We start from the raw sequence: 17101 nt of genomic DNA on the forward strand, positions 1-17101 counted from the left end.
CGTACGCCGCGCCGGAGTAGCCTCGCGGCCATGCATGCGATCACGATTCCCGAACCCGGTGGCCCCGAGGCGCTCGTGTGGGCCGAGGTGCCCGATCCCGTACCCGGCGACGGCGAAGTCCTCGTCGAGGTCGTCTCCAGCGCCGTGAACCGCGCCGACATGCTCCAGCGGCAGGGCTTCTACAACCCGCCGCCCGGCGCGTCCCCCTACCCCGGCCTGGAGTGCGCCGGCCGCATCCTCGCGCTCGGTCCCGGGGTGACCGGATGGGCGGTCGGTGACCCGGTGTGCGCGCTGCTGGCGGGCGGCGGCTACGCGGAGAAGGTCGCCGTGCCGGCGGGCCAGCTTCTGCCCGTACCGGAGGGCGTCGACCTGGTGGAGGCCGCGGCGCTGCCCGAGGTCACCGCGACGGTGTGGTCCAACGTCTTCATGGTGTCCCACCTCCGCCCCGGCGAGACCTTCCTGGTCCACGGCGGCTCCAGCGGCATCGGCACGATGGCGATCCAGCTTGCCAAGGCGGTCGGGGCCCGGGTCGCGGTCACGGCGGGCAGCCCGGAGAAGCTCGCCCGGTGCGCCGAGCTGGGGGCGGACATCCTCATCAACTACCGGGAGCAGGACTTCGTCGAGGAGGTGCGGGAGAACACCGCCGGGGCGGGGGCCGACGTCATCCTGGACCTCATCGGCGCCAAGTACCTGGACCGGAACGTGCAGGCGCTCGCCGTCAACGGCCGCCTCGCGATCATCGGACTCCAGGGCGGCGCCAAGGGCGAGCTGAATCTCGGCGCCCTGCTCACCAAGCGGGCCGCCGTCACCGCGACCTCCCTGCGGGGCCGCCCGCTCCACGAGAAGGCCTCCATCGTCGCCGCCGTACGCGAGCACGTGTGGCCGTTGATCGGCGGCGGGGTGGTCCGGCCCGTGGTGGACCGGGCGCTGCCGATGGCGGACGCCGCCGAGGCGCACCGGGTGCTGGAGTCCAGCGCGCACATCGGCAAGGTCCTGCTGGTCGCGCCGGGGGCCGGCGCCTGATCCGCGGAAGGCCGGGCGGACGACGAGGGGCCCGGCGGCACACCACGGTGTGCCGCCGGGCCCCTCGCGGTCGGTCCTCGGTCTCCGGGGGCGGATACGGGTTACAGATAGGGGCCCGAACGGATCGGGCCGTGCGGGTCCGCGCCGCCTTCCTCGTCCTCGTGACCCGTGCCGGGCGGCAGGGCGCGGCGCATCTGCTCCAGCTGCGCGCGGGCCGCCATCTGCTGGGCGAACAGCGCCGTCTGGATGCCGTGGAAGAGCCCCTCCAGCCAGCCCACGAGCTGGGCCTGGGCGATCCGCAGCTCGGCCTCGGAGGGCACCGACTCCTCGGTGAACGGCAGCGAGAGCCGCTCCAGCTCCTCGACCAGCTCGGGCGCCAGGCCGTCCTCCAGCTCCTTCACGGAGCTTGCGTGGATCTCCTTGAGCCTGACCCGGCTCGCCTCGTCGAGAGGAGCCGCCCTGACCTCCTCCAGCAGCTGCTTGATCATGCTGCCGATGCGCATGACCTTCGCGGGCTGTTCCACCATTTCCGTCACCGGGACCTCGCGCGACTCGTCGTCACTGGCACCGCCGCCGATAGCCATTCCGTCCTGGCCCACGACAAGGACCTGCGGGTGCTCCTGCGACCGGTCATTCCTCGGCATTTCCATGCCGCCATTGTCTCGCACACGTGCCGTACACCACGTTGGTGCCCCCGAGAACGGATGATCCACCGTCCTCGGGGGCACCGGAAGCCTTCCGGGAGCGCCGGAAGGGGCGTTCACCCCGCGCGCCGGGCCAGCGTCAGCCGGGAGCTGGTGAGGCCGGCGGCGAGCAGTCCGGCGAGCACCGGGACGACCAGGGCCAGCAGGCCGATGGTCTCCCACGGCATCACGATCGGCGTGTAGGCCGACTCCATCGGATCCGCCCGCATGTCCGCCAGCGCCTCACGCAGGTCGGTCAGGCGCAGGGCGACCGCGGGCACGAGCCCCGCCGCCGTCCCCAGGAGCACCCCGGTCAGGGCGACGACCAGGCACTGGAAGCCGGACAGTGAGCGCCGTACGCCCGGGGGCGCGCCCACCGCGCTGAGCGTGGTGAGGTCGGCCTCCGCGTCGGCCTTGGAGAGCCCGGTCGTGATCGCCGCCGCGCCCAGGGTCACCACTCCGGCGAAGAGGGCGAGGATCAGCAGGATCGTGTCGTCCTCCGTCCGGTACATCTCGTTCGCGGTCATGAAGTATCCGCGGTCCCCGGCCCGCTGGAGCGCCGAGTAGGCCGCCTGCGTCTCGGCGTCCGTGGGGTCGCGGTTGAGCGGGTAGAAACTGCCGTGGTCCTTGACGTGCAGGCCGAGCCGCTCCGCGGTCTTCTTCGGCATGACCATCCGGATGCCGGGCGTCGCCGCGTAGCGGTCCGGTGCGACGTACACCTTCAGCCGGTCCGTGGTGGTGCGGGCCTTGCCGGGGTGCAGGGCCCGGTTCTTCTTGTCGCGGTCGTCGTAGGTGTGGGTGGCCCTGAGGGCGACCTCGCCGTTCTTCGCGTACGCCGAGTTCAGCAGGACCGGGGTGCCGTCGGCCAGGGCCTTCGCCGCCGCCGGGTCGTCGAGCTTCACGTACGAGTCGAGCACGTCCGCGCCCCCGATGACGATCTTGTCCTCGTTGGTGCCGAACGCGGTCATGGTGTAGTTCTCGTCCATGCAGGCCGGGGAGTTCATCAGCCGCTTGTGCTCGTCGGCCGAGATCCGCAGAGCGAGCTCCTTGGCGCCCTTGCCCTTCAGCGGGCAGGAGTGGCCCTTGCCGGTGGGCTTGACGAGTTCGAGCGTGCCGCAGCCGGCACCGTCCTCGTAGTAGACCCAGCAGTCGCTGCCGGCCCAGACCCGCCCGATGTCGGCGCGCCCGCCGCTGACCGGGAAGCTCTGTTCGACGGCGGCCCGGGAGCGCGCCAGATCGGCGCCGCCTTCGACGCCGGAGTCCATCAGCGCGACGGTGCCCGGGGTCATGTTGGGCACGTGGTCGTACGCCTGCTCGGCGGCGTTGCTGCTGGTGTACGTGGCGATGGCGACGCTGCCCGCGACGGCCGCCATCACGGCGGCGACGGCGGGTGCGGTACGGCCCCGGTTGCGGGCCGCGTCGCGCAGGGCGATCCGGGGCGTCAGCGGGAGCCTCCGGCCGAGCCGGCCGAGGAAGCCGACGATCACCGGGATGCAGCCGAGGACGCCGAGCTCGGCGAGGACCGATCCGCCGGCGACGAGATTGGTGCTGCCGCTGATCCCGCCGTAGACGGCGACGGCGACGCCGACGGCCAGCGCGATGACGCCGACGACGGGCAGCACGCGGGAGCCGCGGCGGGTGCCGCGCCGGCCGGTGAGCGACTCCAGGACCGACTGGCGGCCCGCGACGATCGCCGGGGCGAGCGCGGCGAGGACGCCGGTGACCAGGCCGAGCACGGCGATGCCGAGGATCTCCCAGGGCCGCACGGTCAGTTCGCCGAAGCGGCTGCCCGTGTAGTCCTCGATCATCGGACGGAACAGGGCGGTCAGGCCGAACCCGGCTCCGACACCGGCGACCGCGCCGACCCCGCCGAGCACCGCGCCGCCCGCGAGCACCACCGCCCGGACCTGGCTCCGGCTGCCGCCGCACGAGCCGACCAGGCCCAGCTGCCGGCGCGAACGGCGGGCGCCCACGGCGAACGCCGGACCGGCCAGCAGCACGATCTCCAGGACGGCCATGGCGGCGACGGTGAGGGCGGCCGCGGTCAGGGCGGTGTCCGTGTCGTACGCGTTGTTCGTCCCGGCCATCGGGACCGCGGAGTCCGGCGGCGGGTCCAGGGCGACCTGGCGGGACTTGACCACCACGCCCTTCTCATTGGCGGCGAGGACGTCCTGCCAGGTCACGCCCGCTCCCGGCGGGCCCTTGACCAGCCACCTCGGGTCGCTCGCCTGGGGCGGCAGGATGCTCTTGTCGCGGTCGGCGGTCTTCTGCCAGGGGGCGATGACCGAGCCGGGGACCGCGTACAGGGCGTCCGCCCGCAGGTCGGCGGGCAGTTCGACCGCACCGGTGAGGGTGTAGGACTGCTCGGGGCCGCGCACGGTGACGCGGTCGCCGATCGACAGCCCGGACGACTCGATGAAGTCCTCGGTCGCCGCGATCTCGTCCGTGGCCCGGGGGTACGCGCCGTCGGTCAGCTCGATCCGGCCGCGCAGCATCGGGTCGGCGATGCGCAGTTCGGTGACCTCGGTGTCGGTGATGCCGTGCCGGGTGGTCACCGACACGGGCACGCTCCGCTCGGTGAGATGGCGCGAGCCCTCGGGGAAGGTCGCGGTCACGTCGACCGGCCTCTCCTGCTCCTCGGGGGTCGGGTCCGGGGCGCCCTCGGGCGGGTTCCAGTTGACGCCGTCGGGCATCTGTTGGAGCTTCATCGGGCCCAGGCTGGTGGCCGCGAACCGGGCGTCGGCCGAGCCCAGCTCGGCCGTCAGCTCCTCGGCCTTGGTGGGCAGGGCGCTGCGGTAGGTGAGGTCGGCGGCGGTCACCCCGAGGACCGGCAGGGCGATCATCGCGACGACCAGGGCGCTGCGGCCCTTGGCCCGCGCGGCGTCGCGCCGGGCTATGCGGAAGGCGGCCCGCCAGCCGGAGAAGAGGCTCACGCGGTGGCCTCGGCGGTTCCGGCGGAGAGCAGCGAGTCGGCTCCGGTGGTCAGCGTCTGGTCGACGATCGAGCCGTCCCGGAGGAAGACGACCCGGTCGGCCCAGGCCGCGTACCGGGGCTCGTGGGTGACCATGACACCGGCCGCGCCCTGGTCGCAGCGGGTGCGCAGCAGGGCGAGCACGGACTCGCCGGTCTCGGAGTCGAGCGCCCCGGTCGGCTCGTCGGCGAGCACGAGGCGCCGGTCGCCGACGAGGGCTCGGGCGATGGCGACCCGCTGCTGCTGGCCGCCGGACATCTCGTCGGGGAAGCGGTCGGCGATCTGCTCCAGCTTCATCTCGGCCAGCGCGGCGAGGGCCTCCTTGCGGGCCTTGCGCACGGAGACGCCGTCGAGCTCGCGGGGCAGCGCGATGTTCTCGGCGGCGGTCAGGGCGGGGATGAGGTTGTAGTCCTGGAAGACATAGCCGACGCTGCGGCGGCGCAGGGCGGCCATTCCCTTGGGGCCGAGAGCGGCGATGTCCTGGCCCTCGATGACCACCTGGCCGCTGGTGGCGGTGTCGAGCCCGCCGGCCAGGGTCAGCAGGGTGGACTTGCCGGAGCCGGAGGGGCCCATCACGGCGACCAGTTCGCCGGGGTGCACGGAGAGGTGGATCCCGCGCAGGGCGTGCACCTCGGCGATGCCGGAGCCATGGGTACGGGTCAGCGCCCGCAGTTCGAGTACGGGGTCGCCGCCGGGCGTCCCGGAGGACGGAGGGGCCGGCGGTGTGGCGGACGAAGGCATGGCGGGTGGTTCCCCCTAGGAACGGGCTGGGTCGGAAGTGGGCGCCGGGACCGGCATCGCCCGGGGCTGTGCGGGCGGCGTCAGCGCGAGGAACGTGTCCGGCCGGCCGGTGAGCGGGCCGGACCGCGGCCGGCCGCGGGGCCGGGCTCGGCGGCGGCCTCGGTGGCGGCGGCCTCGGCGAGCCGGACGAGCCGGGACTCGCAGTGGTCGAGCCAGCGGGCCTCGGCCTCCGCCTGGAAGATCAGCTGCTCGACGACGAGGAGCCAGGCGACCTCGTCCCGGTTGGCCGGGACGTCGGCCAAGGCCTGGGCCTTGAGCCGGGTGTAGTCCTGCATCGCCTGGAGCGTGTGGTGGCGCTGGGACTGGATGACGTCGCGGATGTCGACGCCCGGCGCCCCGACGGCCATGGCGAGCTTGATGGCCAGTTCGTCGCGGGGCGGACTGGTGCGGTCCACGGGCGTCCCGAACCAGCTGCGCAGCTCCGCGCGGCCGTCGTCGGTGATCGTGTAGAGGTCGTGCCCGGCGTCGTCCGAGCCGTCCTGGACGATCATGCCGTCGCGTTCCAGGCGGCTGAGCGTCGTGTAGACCTGCCCGACGTTCAGGGGCCAGGTGGAGCCGGTGCGCGACTCGAACTCGGTGCGGAGCCGGGACCCGTAACGGGGGCCCCGTTCGAGCAGGGCCAGTAGGCCGTGGCGAATGGACATACTGAGTATGTATACCGAGTATGTTCGTCCTGGCAAGTCTCGAGGGCGGGGGACCGGTGGGTTGCGACGCTCAGTTCGCCCGGCGCATACGGAACGCGAGGAAGCCGAGTCCCAGCCCGACCAGGGCGATGCCCGTACCGAGCGAGACCTGCTGCACCCGCCGGACGGCCGCGGCGTCCAGCGCCTGCCCGGCCCGCCGCCCCGGATCGGTGAACGCGCTGGGCGGCGGGGTGGAAACGGGCAGGTCGACGGCGTCCACGACGCTCTCCTGGGGCTCGTCCGTCTCGACGGGCGTCTCGGCCCGTGCCAGCTCCAGCGGCGACAGCGAACGCCCGGGACGCGCCTTGCCGGCCCCGGCCTCGCGCCCGGCCAGCGGGGCGGTCGACCCGGACACGTCGGGGGAAGCGGAGGGGGACGGGGAGAGCGATGGCGAGGGTCCGGCCCCGGGCCCCGCGGGGGCTGCCGCGCCGTGCCCGGTCGCTGCCGGGGGCGGGACCGGGCCGGCCCCCGACGTTCCCGGCAGCGGGACGCCGGACGGCGGAGACAGGGCGGAAGGGAGCGCCGAAGGGGACGTGGAGCCCGAGGGGGCGGTGGAGGGGGAGGCCGGAGGGGACGGGGCGGTGGACGCGGTGGCGGGGCTCGACGTCCCGGGGGCCGTGGCGGTCATGGACGGAGCGTCGGGCGCCGATGCGCCGTGGGCGGAGCCGCCCGACGGCCCCAGCGCCGCTCCGGCCGCTGCCAGCAGACAGACCGCACACCTCGACGGCCATGCGGCCGGAAGTCCTGGAGCCATGAGATCAGCGTCACACGGGCCCCTGTATCCGGCATCCCGGACGCGGTATCCGGAAATCAGAGGCTTCTTACCGGTCCACGGCGAAGAGACGTGGACCGGTAACGATCACCATCGGACACCGTCCGGCCGGGCGGTGTCCCGCGGACCGACGGCTCAGGCGGGCTTGCCGGTGGAGATCTTCAGCTCGAAGTGGGCGCCGCGCTCGTCGACCGCCGCACCGGAGGAGGGGAACTGGCCGACGACCTGGCCGTCGGCGTACGTGTTGCCCGGCTCCGCGATCTCCTTGATCGTCCAGCCCGCTGCGGCCGCGCAGGCCTTGGCCGACTGGACGTCCTTGTAGATGAAGCTCGGAGCACGGACCTTCTTCGGGTCGTTGGAGTCCTCGGAGGCGTTCGAGCAGTCCGTGGCCTTCATCGTCCGGTTGCGCTCCGGCGGGCGGTATCCCTCCACCGACTCGCCGGTGCCCGGGTCGTCGCCGCCCTTGCCCGCTTCGTCGTCCTTGCCCTGGAGGGTGAGCGCGGTGATCAGACCGCCGATGGCCAGCAGCGCGACGACGATCGAGCCGACGATGACCGGCATGTTCCGCTTCGAGCCGCCGTGGCCGGTGGTGCCGACGGCCGTCGAGTGCTGCGGGCTGATCGAGTACGGCGGCGGGGTCTGGTGGGCCAGCGGTCCCGGGGCCTGGTAGCCCTGGGAGGCCTGCGGGTAGCCGTAGCTCGGCGTGGGCGCCGGGGTCGGCTGGCTGTTGTACGGGCCGGGCTGGTGCGGATGCGGCTGGTACGGCGTCTGGACGCTGTGGGGCGCCGGGGTGCCCTGGTCGACCGGCGGGAACACCGCGGAACCGACACCGGAGCCGCTGCTGGCGGGCCCGCCGCCGGCCACGATCATCGGGGCGCCGGTCTGACCGCCGGAGGCGTTCAGCACCCGGGAGACCTCGTCGCGCATCGCGGCGGCGCTGGGGAAGCGCTCGTTCGGGTTCTTCTTGAGCGCACGGGCGACGAGCGCGTCCATCGCCGGGGTGACCGACCGGTTGATGCTGGAGGGCGCGACCGGCTCCTCCTGCACATGCGCGTACGCGATGGCCAGCGGCGAGTCCGCGTCGAACGGGATCCGGCCGGTGAGCAGCTGGAAGAGCATGATGCCGACCGAGTACAGGTCGGACCGGGCGTCGACGCCGCGGCCCAGGGCCTGCTCGGGGGAGAGGTACTGCGGGGTGCCGACGACCATGCCGGTCTGCGTCATCGAGGTGACACCGGACTGCATGGCACGGGCGATGCCGAAGTCCATCACCTTGACGATGCCGCGCTTGGTCATCATCACGTTGCCCGGCTTGATGTCCCGGTGGACCAGGCCCATCTCGTGGCTGGTCTCCAGTGCGGCGAGCACGTCCGCCGTCACCTTGAGGGCCTTGTCGGCCGGCATCGCGCCGTGACTGTGGATGTCCGCGGCCAGCACCGAGCCGAGCGGCTGGCCCTCGACGTACTCCATGACGATGTACGGCATCAGCGCACCGCCGAGCTCGTCCTCGCCGGTGTCGAAGACGGAGACGATGTTGGTGTGCTGGAGCTTGGCGACGGCCTGCGCCTCACGCCGGAAGCGCTCGCGGAAGGACTGCTCGCGGCCCAGCTCGGTGTGCAGGGTCTTGATCGCGACCTGGCGGTCCAGGGCGGAGTCGTAGGCCAGGTATACGGACGCCATCCCGCCTTCGCCGAGCAGGTCGCGCAGCTGATAGCGACCGCCTGCGACTGCTCCGCCCGCGTAGCGGCCCTGTGCGCCGTCCTGGCTCATGACTTGCATCCCCCTCGGCGGCGCGCGGTGGCACGCGATGTTTCTGTCTGACGCGGTTGCGTGCGACGCGGTTCCGTACAACGCGATTACGCGCCAAGTCTGCCGTAGGGGTCCGACACGTCAAGCCGGGTGCCCGTTCCGTGACCCTACGCACAAGAAGCGTCTCGGAAGCGTTACAGGAAACGCATCAAATTCAGGTGTAGGGCGCGCCGGGCGGTCCGATGATCCCGCCGCGGCCGAACCGGGGTGTCCGGCGGAGGCTGTAGCGTGACGTGGCAATGCAGCAAGGCACCGTGAGAACCCGCGGACGCGCGGACAGATACGACGGCGAGGACTGATGGCACCCGATTCCGAAGCAAACGGCGGCGGATTTTCGGATGGCTCCGACGCCTGGGGTGTCGGCGGCGTCGTCGGTGACGGACGTTACCGGATGACCTACCGGCTCGGCCGGGGTGGCATGGCGGAGGTCTACGCGGCGGAGGACGTCCGGCTCGGACGGACCGTCGCGGTGAAGCTGCTCCGCTCCGACCTGGCCGAGGACCCGGTCTCCAAGGCCCGCTTCACCCGCGAGGCACAGTCCGTCGCGGGCCTCAACCACCACGCGATCGTCGCCGTGTACGACTCCGGCGAGGACGTCGTGGGCGGCCAGACCGTCCCGTACATCGTGATGGAACTGGTCGAGGGCCGCACCATCCGCGATCTGCTCCTGACCGCCGAGGCCCCGCCGCCCGAGCAGGCGCTGATCATCGTCTCGGGCGTGCTGGAGGCCCTCGCCTACTCGCACCAGCACGGCATCGTGCACCGCGACATCAAGCCCGCGAACGTGATCATCACGGACTCCGGCGCGGTCAAGGTGATGGACTTCGGCATCGCCCGCGCGCTGCACGGCGCGCAGTCGACGATGACCCAGACCGGCATGGTCATGGGCACTCCGCAGTACCTCTCCCCCGAGCAGGCGCTCGGCAAGGCCGTCGACCACCGGTCCGATCTGTACGCCACCGGCTGCCTGCTCTACGAACTGCTCGCGCTGCGGCCCCCGTTCACCGGTGAGACCCCGCTCTCGGTGGTCTACCAGCACGTCCAGGACATCCCGGTGCCGCCGTCCGAGGTCTCGGACGTGGTGCCGCCGGAGCTGGACGGGATGGCGATGCGCGCGCTGGCGAAGGACCCGGACGACCGGTTCCAGAGCGCCGAGGAGATGCGCGGGCTCGTCCAGTACAGCCTCCAGATGCTCCAGGTGCAGGGCGGCCACACCGGCACGTGGAACACCGGCCCGGTCGCCCTGCACGAGGGGGGCCAGACCCCGCCGCACGGAATGAGCGGTTCCACCCGCGCGATGGGTTACCCGGCGCACGGGGACACCTCGCAGGGACCGATCCTGCCGCCGTACAACCCGGACGACGGTGGCTACGACGGCGGCGGCCAGCGGCGCTCCGGCGGGCGCGGCAAGATGTGGCTCTTCGTCCTGCTCGCGCTGGTCGCGATCGGTGCGGGCGTCGCCTTCGCGCTCAACGCGGCGCAGGACGGCGGCGAGAAGAAGGACCCGGTCACCCCGTCCACCTCGGTCAGCCAGTCCGAGGAGGAACCCTCGGAGGAGCCGTCCGAGGAGGAGAGCGACGAGCCGGAGGAGCCGGACACCACGGGCGGCGGCCAGACCCAGCCGAACCCGCCGCCGTGGACGCCGGACCCGACCCCGAGCGAGCCCTCCTTCACCCCGTCCCCGACCCCGTCCGAACCGGACCCCGGTACGTCGGACGGCAACACCAACGAGGGCGGCAGCGGCGAGCCCACCGGCGACCCCACCGACCCGGCCACCGACCCCGGCACCCCGGGCGGGGCAGGCGGTGACGACGGCGGGGCCGGCGGCGACGACGGCGGCACGGGCACCACGCCCGGCGCCTCCTCGGTGGGCAACACCACGCAGTAGCGGGCCGCCCAGCACCCCCTGAGCCCGGCGTGCGCCCTCGTGGCGCGCGCCGGGCTCGTGCGTGTCGCATCACCCTTCACTCCGTGAAGGCCGTGCACACCGCCTCGTACTCCCGCGTCCACCAGACCGCCAGGGCCGACACCGCGGGGAACTGCGGGTCGGCCCTGCGGTCGTCGAGGCGGTAGCGCCAGCGGAGTATCCAGAAGTCGTTGAGCCGCTCCCACCACACCCGGTGCACCGCGGCCGCCAGCTCCGCGGCCCCCGCCCCGGCCGCCCGCCGGTACGCGCGGGCGTACGCCCGTACCTTCGCGAGGTCCAGCTCACCGGCCGGCCCGACGAAGAAGATCGCCGCCGCCCGCACCGCCTCCTCGGCGCGCGGCTGCACGTCCAGCCGGTCCCAGTCCACGATCGCGACGGGGTCGGAGCCCCGGTAGAGCAGATTCAGCGGGTGGAAGTCGCCGTGCACCCATCCCGTGGCGGGCCCGTCCGGCGTGGGCGGGCGGCGATGGGCGTGCTGTTCGAGGAGGGCGCGGCGCTCCACGAGCCGGTGCACGGCGAGTTCGTCGAAGGCGTCGCGGGGGGCGTCCCGGCCGCCCTGCCCGCGGGCGGCGGCCAGCAGGTCGTCGATCAGCGCGAAGGTGTCGGCCGCGTCCGGGCTGCGGTGCCCCGGGCGGGCGGGCCGGCTCACCGGATGCGGCCCGTCGCGCGGCGCCATCACCTGCTCCAGGCCGGTGTGCACGGTTCCGAGGAGCGTTCCGAGCCGGCGCGACTGGGCGAGGGTCAGCTGGGCGCCGACCCGGTGGAGGCCGTCGACCCAGGGGTGCAGGGCGTAGCACCGTTCGTCGATCATGGTGACGGTGTCGCCCCGGGTGTCCGTCAGGGGCGGGACGACGGGCACGCCGAGCGACTGCAGGCGCTGGGTGGCGCGGTGCTGGCGCACGATCGCGGCGCGTTCGCCGCTGGTGTCGTCGAGGTGCTTCTTGTCGAGATGGTGCTTGAGGAAGTAGGAGCCGCTCGTGGTGGAGACGCGGTATCCGTGGTTCAGCAGGCCCTTGGTGATCGGCTCGCAGGCGAGCGGCTCGCCCACGCCCGGGTAACGGCAGAGCACCTCGCCGACCGGGGGAGCAGGTGGACGAGTGACATATGAGCGCGGCACTTACCAGATGTTAGATCACTCTGCGTGGTCGCTCGGCGGACTTGCGGTCACGCCCGCGGGTGCGCTAAAGGGAACCCGCAAGGGATGACGGGACACCGCTCGGGGCGCCCGACGCCTCAGAAGTCCAGCGTGTGTTCGGTGACGAAGTGCGGGTCGACCCGGAGATAGGCCGGCGCGAAGGGCTCCCCGTTGACGGTGACGGGGGCCGCTCCGAACAGTTCCTCCTGCTCGGGGCAGGGGTGCACGATCTCGGCGGGACCGGTGAACTGCACCGACCACAGGTTGCCGCCGTCGCCGGAGGCCGCGTCGTTGTAGTTGTCCGCCCCGTACGCGACGACGCTTCCGTCGCACGCCTCGTGATGGCCGAAGCCGCTGTGCATCCGCAGCAGGATGCGGCCGTCGCTCACGATGTGCCGGGCCACCGCCAGGAACGGCAGGGCCCGCATGCTGGTCGCGAGGCGGCCGTACGGAACCCGGCCGAGCAGCTCGATCGGCTCGGCCCGCTCGACCGTGCCGGTCGCCACCCGTCGCATCGTCCCGGTCGCGGGGAGTTCGTCGAAGGACATGGATTCCACTGTCCCCCGGCCGTAGGGGCCGCGTAAGAGTCGCCTGCCCCGGTTGGCGCGGGACCAAAGTCCCGGCGATGGGCAGCCTCAGCGGCGCTCGGCCTGGAGCCGCGCGACGTACGCGGCCGCCTGCGAACGGCGCTCCATGCCCAGCTTGGACAGCAGACTGGAGACGTAGTTCTTGATGGTCTTCTCGGCGAGGTGCAGTCGCTCCCCGATGACCCGGTTGGTCAGGCCCTCGCCGATCAGGTCCAGGATCTTGCGTTCCTGTTCGGTGAGGTTGGACAGCTTGTCGTCACCCTTGCCCTTGCCGCCGTCGCGCAGCCGCTCCAGCACCCGGGCGGTCGCCACCGGGTCCAGCAGGGATTTCCCGGCGGCCACGTCCCGTACCGCATTCAGCAGTTCGTTGCCGCGGATCGCCTTCAGCACATATCCCGAGGCGCCCGCCATGATCGCGTCGAAAAGCGCCTCGTCATCGGCGTACGAGGTGAGCATCAGGCATTTGATGTTCTCGTCCTGGGAACGGACCTCCCGGCACACCTCCACGCCGCTGCCGTCCGGCAGTCGTACGTCGAGCACCGCCACGTCGGGGCGCGTCGCCGGGATCCGCACCATGGCGTCCGCGGCCGTACCGGCCTCGCCGACCACCTCGATGTCCTCCTCGACGGAGAGGAGCTCATGGACGCCACGCCGGACGACCTCGTGATCGTCGAGCAGAAATACCGTGATTTTTCCATCTTCGCGCACGACCGCAGTCTCACACACTCGCCCCTCCTCCGCTCTTCCCTGGCGCTGATCCGCGGGATAACGTGCCGTTGTTCCGGCGGCCTGCAAGGCTGTTTCCAGTGCTGTGACCAGCAGAGCTTCGCGATTTTTTCGATTTACTTGGAAATCCAAGCAAAATCGCAGGTCAGATAGGGTTTCGCAGTTATGCGATGCACTGGGTAACGTGCCTATGACAGGGCGCTCGCCGGGGCACCTGTCACGCCTGATCCCGGCCGACCGGCACCCACCCCGTGCGCGGTTGTCGGATTCAGGCGAGCCGCACTGGTTCCCGGCAGACCCCGGGGGCCGGACCGACGGAGGAGCACGCACGTGACCGTGGAGAGCACTGCCGCCGCGCGTAAACCGCGACGCGCCAGTAAGCGGACCAGCGCCGCCAAGAAGCCGCAGAGTTCCGAACCCCAGCTCGTACAGCTGCTGACGCCCGAGGGCGAGCGCGTCGAGCACCCGGACTACAGCATCGACCTGAGCGCCGACGAGTTGCGCGGCCTGTACCGGGACATGGTGCTCACCCGCCGCTTCGACGCCGAGGCGACCGCCCTGCAGCGTCAGGGCGAGCTGGGCCTGTGGGCTTCGCTGCTTGGCCAGGAGGCCGCCCAGATCGGCAGTGGCCGGGCCCTGCGCGACGACGACTACGTCTTCCCGACCTACCGGGAGCACGGGGTCGCCTGGTGCCGCGGCGTCGACCCGACCAACCTGCTCGGCATGTTCCGCGGCGTGAACCACGGTGGCTGGGACCCCAACAGCAACAACTTCCACCTGTACACGATCGTCATCGGCTCGCAGACCCTGCACGCCACCGGCTACGCCATGGGCGTCGCCAAGGACGGCGCGGACTCCGCCGTGATCGCGTACTTCGGTGACGGGGCCTCCAGCCAGGGCGACGTCGCCGAGTCGTTCACCTTCTCCGCGGTCTACAACGCCCCGGTCGTCTTCTTCTGCCAGAACAACCAGTGGGCCATCTCCGAGCCCACCGAGCGCCAGACCCGCGTGCCGCTCTACCAGCGCGCCCAGGGCTACGGTTTCCCCGGCGTCCGGGTCGACGGCAACGACGTCCTCGCCTGTCTGGCCGTCACCCGCTCCGCGCTGGAGCGGGCCCGCCGCGGCGAGGGCCCGACCCTCGTGGAGGCCTTCACCTACCGCATGGGCGCCCACACCACCTCCGACGACCCGACGAAGTACCGGGCCGACGAGGAGCGGGCCGCCTGGGAGGCCAAGGACCCGATCCTGCGGCTGCGCGCGTACCTGGAGAAGGAGAAGCTCGCGGACGCCGCCTTCTTCACCGCGCTGGACGAGGAGAGCGAGACCCTCGGCAAGCGGGTGCGGGAAGCGGTACGCGCGATGCCCGACCCGGACCCGATGGCCCTGTTCGAGCACGGCTACGCCGACGGCAGCTCCCTCGTGGACGAGGAGCGGGCCCAGTTCGCCGCCTACCAGGCATCGTTCGCCGATTCCGCCGAGGAGGGCAAGTAGCCATGGCCGTGGAAAAGATGTCCATCGCGAAAGCGCTCAACGAGTCGCTCCGCCTCGCCCTCGACCACGACCCCAAGGTCCTCATCATGGGTGAGGACGTCGGCAAGCTCGGCGGCGTCTTCCGCATCACCGACGGACTCCAGAAGGACTTCGGCGAGGACCGGGTGATCGACACCCCGCTCGCCGAGTCCGGCATCGTCGGCACCGCGATCGGCCTGGCCCTGCGCGGCTACCGCCCGATCGTCGAGATCCAGTTCGACGGCTTCGTCTTCCCCGCGTACGACCAGATCGTCACGCAGCTCGCCAAGATGCACGCCCGCGCGCTCGGCAAGATCAAGCTGCCGGTCGTCGTGCGCATCCCGTACGGCGGCGGCATCGGCGCGGTCGAGCACCACAGCGAGTCCCCCGAGGCGCTCTTCGCGCACGTCGCGGGCCTGAAGGTGGTCTCGCCCTCCAACGCGAGCGACGCCTACTGGATGATGCAGCAGGCCGTCCAGAGCGACGATCCGATCATCTTCTTCGAGCCCAAGCGGCGTTACTGGGACAAGGGCGAGGTCGACACCGAGTCCATCCCCGGCCCGCTGCACAGGGCCGTGACCGTCCGCGAGGGCAGCGACCTCACGCTCGTCGCGTACGGGCCGATGGTGAAGGTCTGCCTGGAAGCGGCCGCCGCCGCCCAGGAGGAGGGCAAGTCGATCGAGGTCCTGGACCTGCGCTCGATGTCCCCGATCGACTTCGACGCCATCCAGACGTCGGCCGAGAAGACCGGCCGGGTCGTGGTCGTCCACGAGGCGCCCGTCTTCTACGGCTCCGGCGCGGAGATCGCCGCCCGGATCACCGAGCGCTGCTTCTACCACCTCGAAGCACCGGTGCTCAGGGTCGGCGGTTACCACGTGCCCTACCCGCCGGCCCGGCTGGAGGACGAGTATCTGCCCGGCCTGGACCGGGTGCTCGACGCCGTCGACCGCTCGCTGGCGTTCTGAGGAGAGGGTTCGTGACGACGATGACCGAAACGTCTGCTCGCTTCCGTGAGTTCAAGATGCCCGACGTGGGCGAAGGACTGACCGAGGCCGAGATCCTCAAGTGGTTCGTCCAGCCCGGCGACACCGTCACCGACGGACAGGTCGTGTGCGAGGTCGAGACCGCGAAGGCGGCCGTCGAGCTGCCGATCCCGTTCGACGGCGTGGTGCACGAGCTGCGCTTCGCCGAGGGCACGACCGTCGACGTCGGCCAGGTGATCATCACGGTCGACGTGGCCCCGGGCAGCGGCGACGCCCCGGCCCCGGCCGCCGCTCCGGTGCGGGAGACGGCGGAGGAGCCCGAGGCGGAGGCCGAGCCGAAGGGCCGCACCCCGGTCCTGGTGGGTTACGGGGTCGCCGAGGCCTCCACCAAGCGCCGCCCGCGCAAGGGCGGGGCCGCCGCTCCGGAGGCGGCCGCCGTCGCGGCGGCGGTGCAGGCCGAGCTGAACGGGCACGCGGCGCCCGCTGCTGTCCCCGCGCCCGCGGCGCCCGACCGGGCCGGCGCTCCGGCCGGTGGCCGGCCGCTCGCCAAGCCGCCGGTCCGCAAGCTGGCCAAGGACCTGGGCATCGACCTGGCGACGGTCACCCCGACCGGCAAGGACGGGATCATCACCCGCGAGGACGTCCACACGGCGGCGGCTCCGGCCGCGGCTCCCGTGACGGTCCCGGCTCCGGCGGCGCCCGCTCCGGCGGTCGCCGAGACCCCGGCAGCCCCCGTCCCCGCCTCCGCCCGGGAGACCCGTATCCCGGTCAAGGGCGTACGCAAGGCCATCGCGCAGGCGATGGTGGGCAGCGCGTTCACCGCGCCGCACGTCACCGAGTTCGTCACGGTCGACGTGACGCGCACGATGAAGCTCGTGGCCGAGCTCAAGGAGGACAAGGAGATGGCGGGGGTGCGGGTCAACCCGCTCCTGATCATCGCCAAGGCCCTCCTCGTCGCGATCAAGCGGAACCCCGAGGTCAACGCCGCCTGGGACGAGGCCAACCAGGAGATCGTGCAGAAGCACTACGTGAACCTGGGCATCGCGGCGGCCACCCCGCGCGGCCTGATCGTGCCGAACATCAAGGACGCGCACGACAAGACGCTGCCGCAGCTCGCGGCGGCCCTGGGCGAGCTGGTCACCACGGCCCGGGACGGCAAGACCTCCCCGGCCGCGATGGCCGGCGGCACGGTCACCATCACCAACGTCGGCGTCTTCGGCGTCGACACCGGTACGCCGATCCTCAACCCGGGCGAGTCCGCGATCCTGGCGGTCGGCGCGATCAAGCTCCAGCCGTGGGTCCACAAGGGCAAGGTGAAGCCGCGTCAGGTCACCACGCTGGCCCTGTCGTTCGACCACCGCCTGGTCGACGGCGAGCTGGGCTCCAAGGTGCTGGCCGATGTGGCGGCGATCCTGGAGCAGCCGAAGCGGCTGATCACCTGGGCCTGACGGGCAGACGGACAAAGGGTGCGGCCACCGACGGTGGCCGCACC

At 72.1% G+C, this 17101-nt stretch carries 14 protein-coding genes; 5 read left to right on the plus strand and 9 right to left on the minus strand.

Annotated features, from left to right (window positions below; genetic code table 11):
* Window positions 1–30 precede the first annotated feature (30 nt).
* Window positions 31–1023 carry an NAD(P)H-quinone oxidoreductase gene (locus tag ACH4UK_RS18620; RefSeq protein WP_398357513.1) on the plus strand — a complete coding sequence of 331 codons (993 nt, stop codon included), beginning with the start codon at window positions 31–33 and terminating at the stop codon, window positions 1021–1023.
* Between the two features lie 101 nt (window positions 1024–1124).
* Here the strand turns inward: ACH4UK_RS18620 and ACH4UK_RS18625 are convergent, their stop codons facing one another.
* From ACH4UK_RS18625 to ACH4UK_RS18650, 6 genes are all read right to left on the minus strand, one after another.
* The gene (locus ACH4UK_RS18625; RefSeq protein WP_026290403.1) at window positions 1125–1673 is read right to left on the minus strand and encodes a bacterial proteasome activator family protein; all 549 of its coding nucleotides are present in this window, start codon (window positions 1671–1673) and stop codon (window positions 1125–1127) included.
* 110 nt (window positions 1674–1783) lie between these two features.
* Window positions 1784–4639, minus strand: coding sequence for an FtsX-like permease family protein (locus ACH4UK_RS18630; RefSeq protein ID WP_398357515.1), 2856 nt, complete (start codon window positions 4637–4639; stop codon window positions 1784–1786).
* Entirely contained in the window at window positions 4636–5418 is a 783-nt protein-coding gene (locus ACH4UK_RS18635; RefSeq protein ID WP_398357517.1) for an ABC transporter ATP-binding protein, read from the minus strand. Before ACH4UK_RS18635 ends, ACH4UK_RS18630 begins: the two co-directional genes overlap by 4 nt.
* An 80-nt stretch (window positions 5419–5498) precedes the next feature.
* Window positions 5499–6122: a PadR family transcriptional regulator gene (locus ACH4UK_RS18640; RefSeq protein ID WP_398357518.1), complete on the minus strand. Its 624-nt coding sequence runs from the start codon at window positions 6120–6122 to the stop codon at window positions 5499–5501.
* A gap of 70 nt (window positions 6123–6192) precedes the next feature.
* Window positions 6193–6516: a hypothetical protein gene (locus ACH4UK_RS18645; RefSeq protein WP_398357521.1), complete on the minus strand. Its 324-nt coding sequence runs from the start codon at window positions 6514–6516 to the stop codon at window positions 6193–6195.
* A 552-nt stretch (window positions 6517–7068) separates the two neighbouring features.
* Window positions 7069–8703, minus strand: coding sequence for a protein kinase (locus ACH4UK_RS18650; RefSeq protein WP_398357522.1), 1635 nt, complete (start codon window positions 8701–8703; stop codon window positions 7069–7071).
* A gap of 337 nt (window positions 8704–9040) precedes the next feature.
* Between ACH4UK_RS18650 and ACH4UK_RS18655 the strand changes: the two genes are divergently transcribed.
* Complete coding sequence (locus tag ACH4UK_RS18655) at window positions 9041–10630, plus strand: protein kinase (protein WP_398357524.1); 1590 nt, start codon at window positions 9041–9043, stop codon at window positions 10628–10630.
* Between the two features lie 76 nt (window positions 10631–10706).
* Here ACH4UK_RS18655 and ACH4UK_RS18660 read toward each other — a convergent pair whose 3' ends face one another.
* From ACH4UK_RS18660 to ACH4UK_RS18670, 3 genes are all read right to left on the minus strand, one after another.
* A complete protein-coding gene (locus tag ACH4UK_RS18660) occupies window positions 10707–11738 on the minus strand; it encodes a phosphotransferase (protein WP_398357771.1) in 1032 nt (343 codons plus the stop codon).
* 164 nt (window positions 11739–11902) lie between these two features.
* Window positions 11903–12319, minus strand: coding sequence for a pyridoxamine 5'-phosphate oxidase family protein (locus ACH4UK_RS18665; protein WP_398357773.1), 417 nt, complete (start codon window positions 12317–12319; stop codon window positions 11903–11905).
* A gap of 120 nt (window positions 12320–12439) precedes the next feature.
* A complete protein-coding gene (locus ACH4UK_RS18670) occupies window positions 12440–13099 on the minus strand; it encodes a response regulator (protein WP_398357526.1) in 660 nt (219 codons plus the stop codon).
* A 348-nt stretch (window positions 13100–13447) separates the two neighbouring features.
* On the opposite strand from ACH4UK_RS18670, the gene pdhA reads away from it, so the two are divergent.
* The 3 genes from pdhA to ACH4UK_RS18685 are packed head-to-tail and all read left to right on the plus strand — an operon-like array spanning window position 13448 to window position 17057.
* Complete coding sequence (gene pdhA, locus ACH4UK_RS18675) at window positions 13448–14608, plus strand: pyruvate dehydrogenase (acetyl-transferring) E1 component subunit alpha (RefSeq protein ID WP_398357527.1); 1161 nt, start codon at window positions 13448–13450, stop codon at window positions 14606–14608.
* A 2-nt stretch (window positions 14609–14610) separates the two neighbouring features.
* On the plus strand, window positions 14611–15591 hold the full coding sequence (locus tag ACH4UK_RS18680) for an alpha-ketoacid dehydrogenase subunit beta (protein WP_398357529.1): 981 nt from the start codon (window positions 14611–14613) through the stop codon (window positions 15589–15591).
* An 11-nt stretch (window positions 15592–15602) separates the two neighbouring features.
* Window positions 15603–17057, plus strand: coding sequence for a dihydrolipoamide acetyltransferase family protein (locus ACH4UK_RS18685; protein ID WP_398357530.1), 1455 nt, complete (start codon window positions 15603–15605; stop codon window positions 17055–17057).
* Window positions 17058–17101: the final 44 nt, after the last annotated feature.

It is taken from the genome of Streptomyces sp. NPDC020884 (assembly GCF_044333935.1).
Taxonomy (GTDB): domain Bacteria; phylum Actinomycetota; class Actinomycetes; order Streptomycetales; family Streptomycetaceae; genus Streptomyces.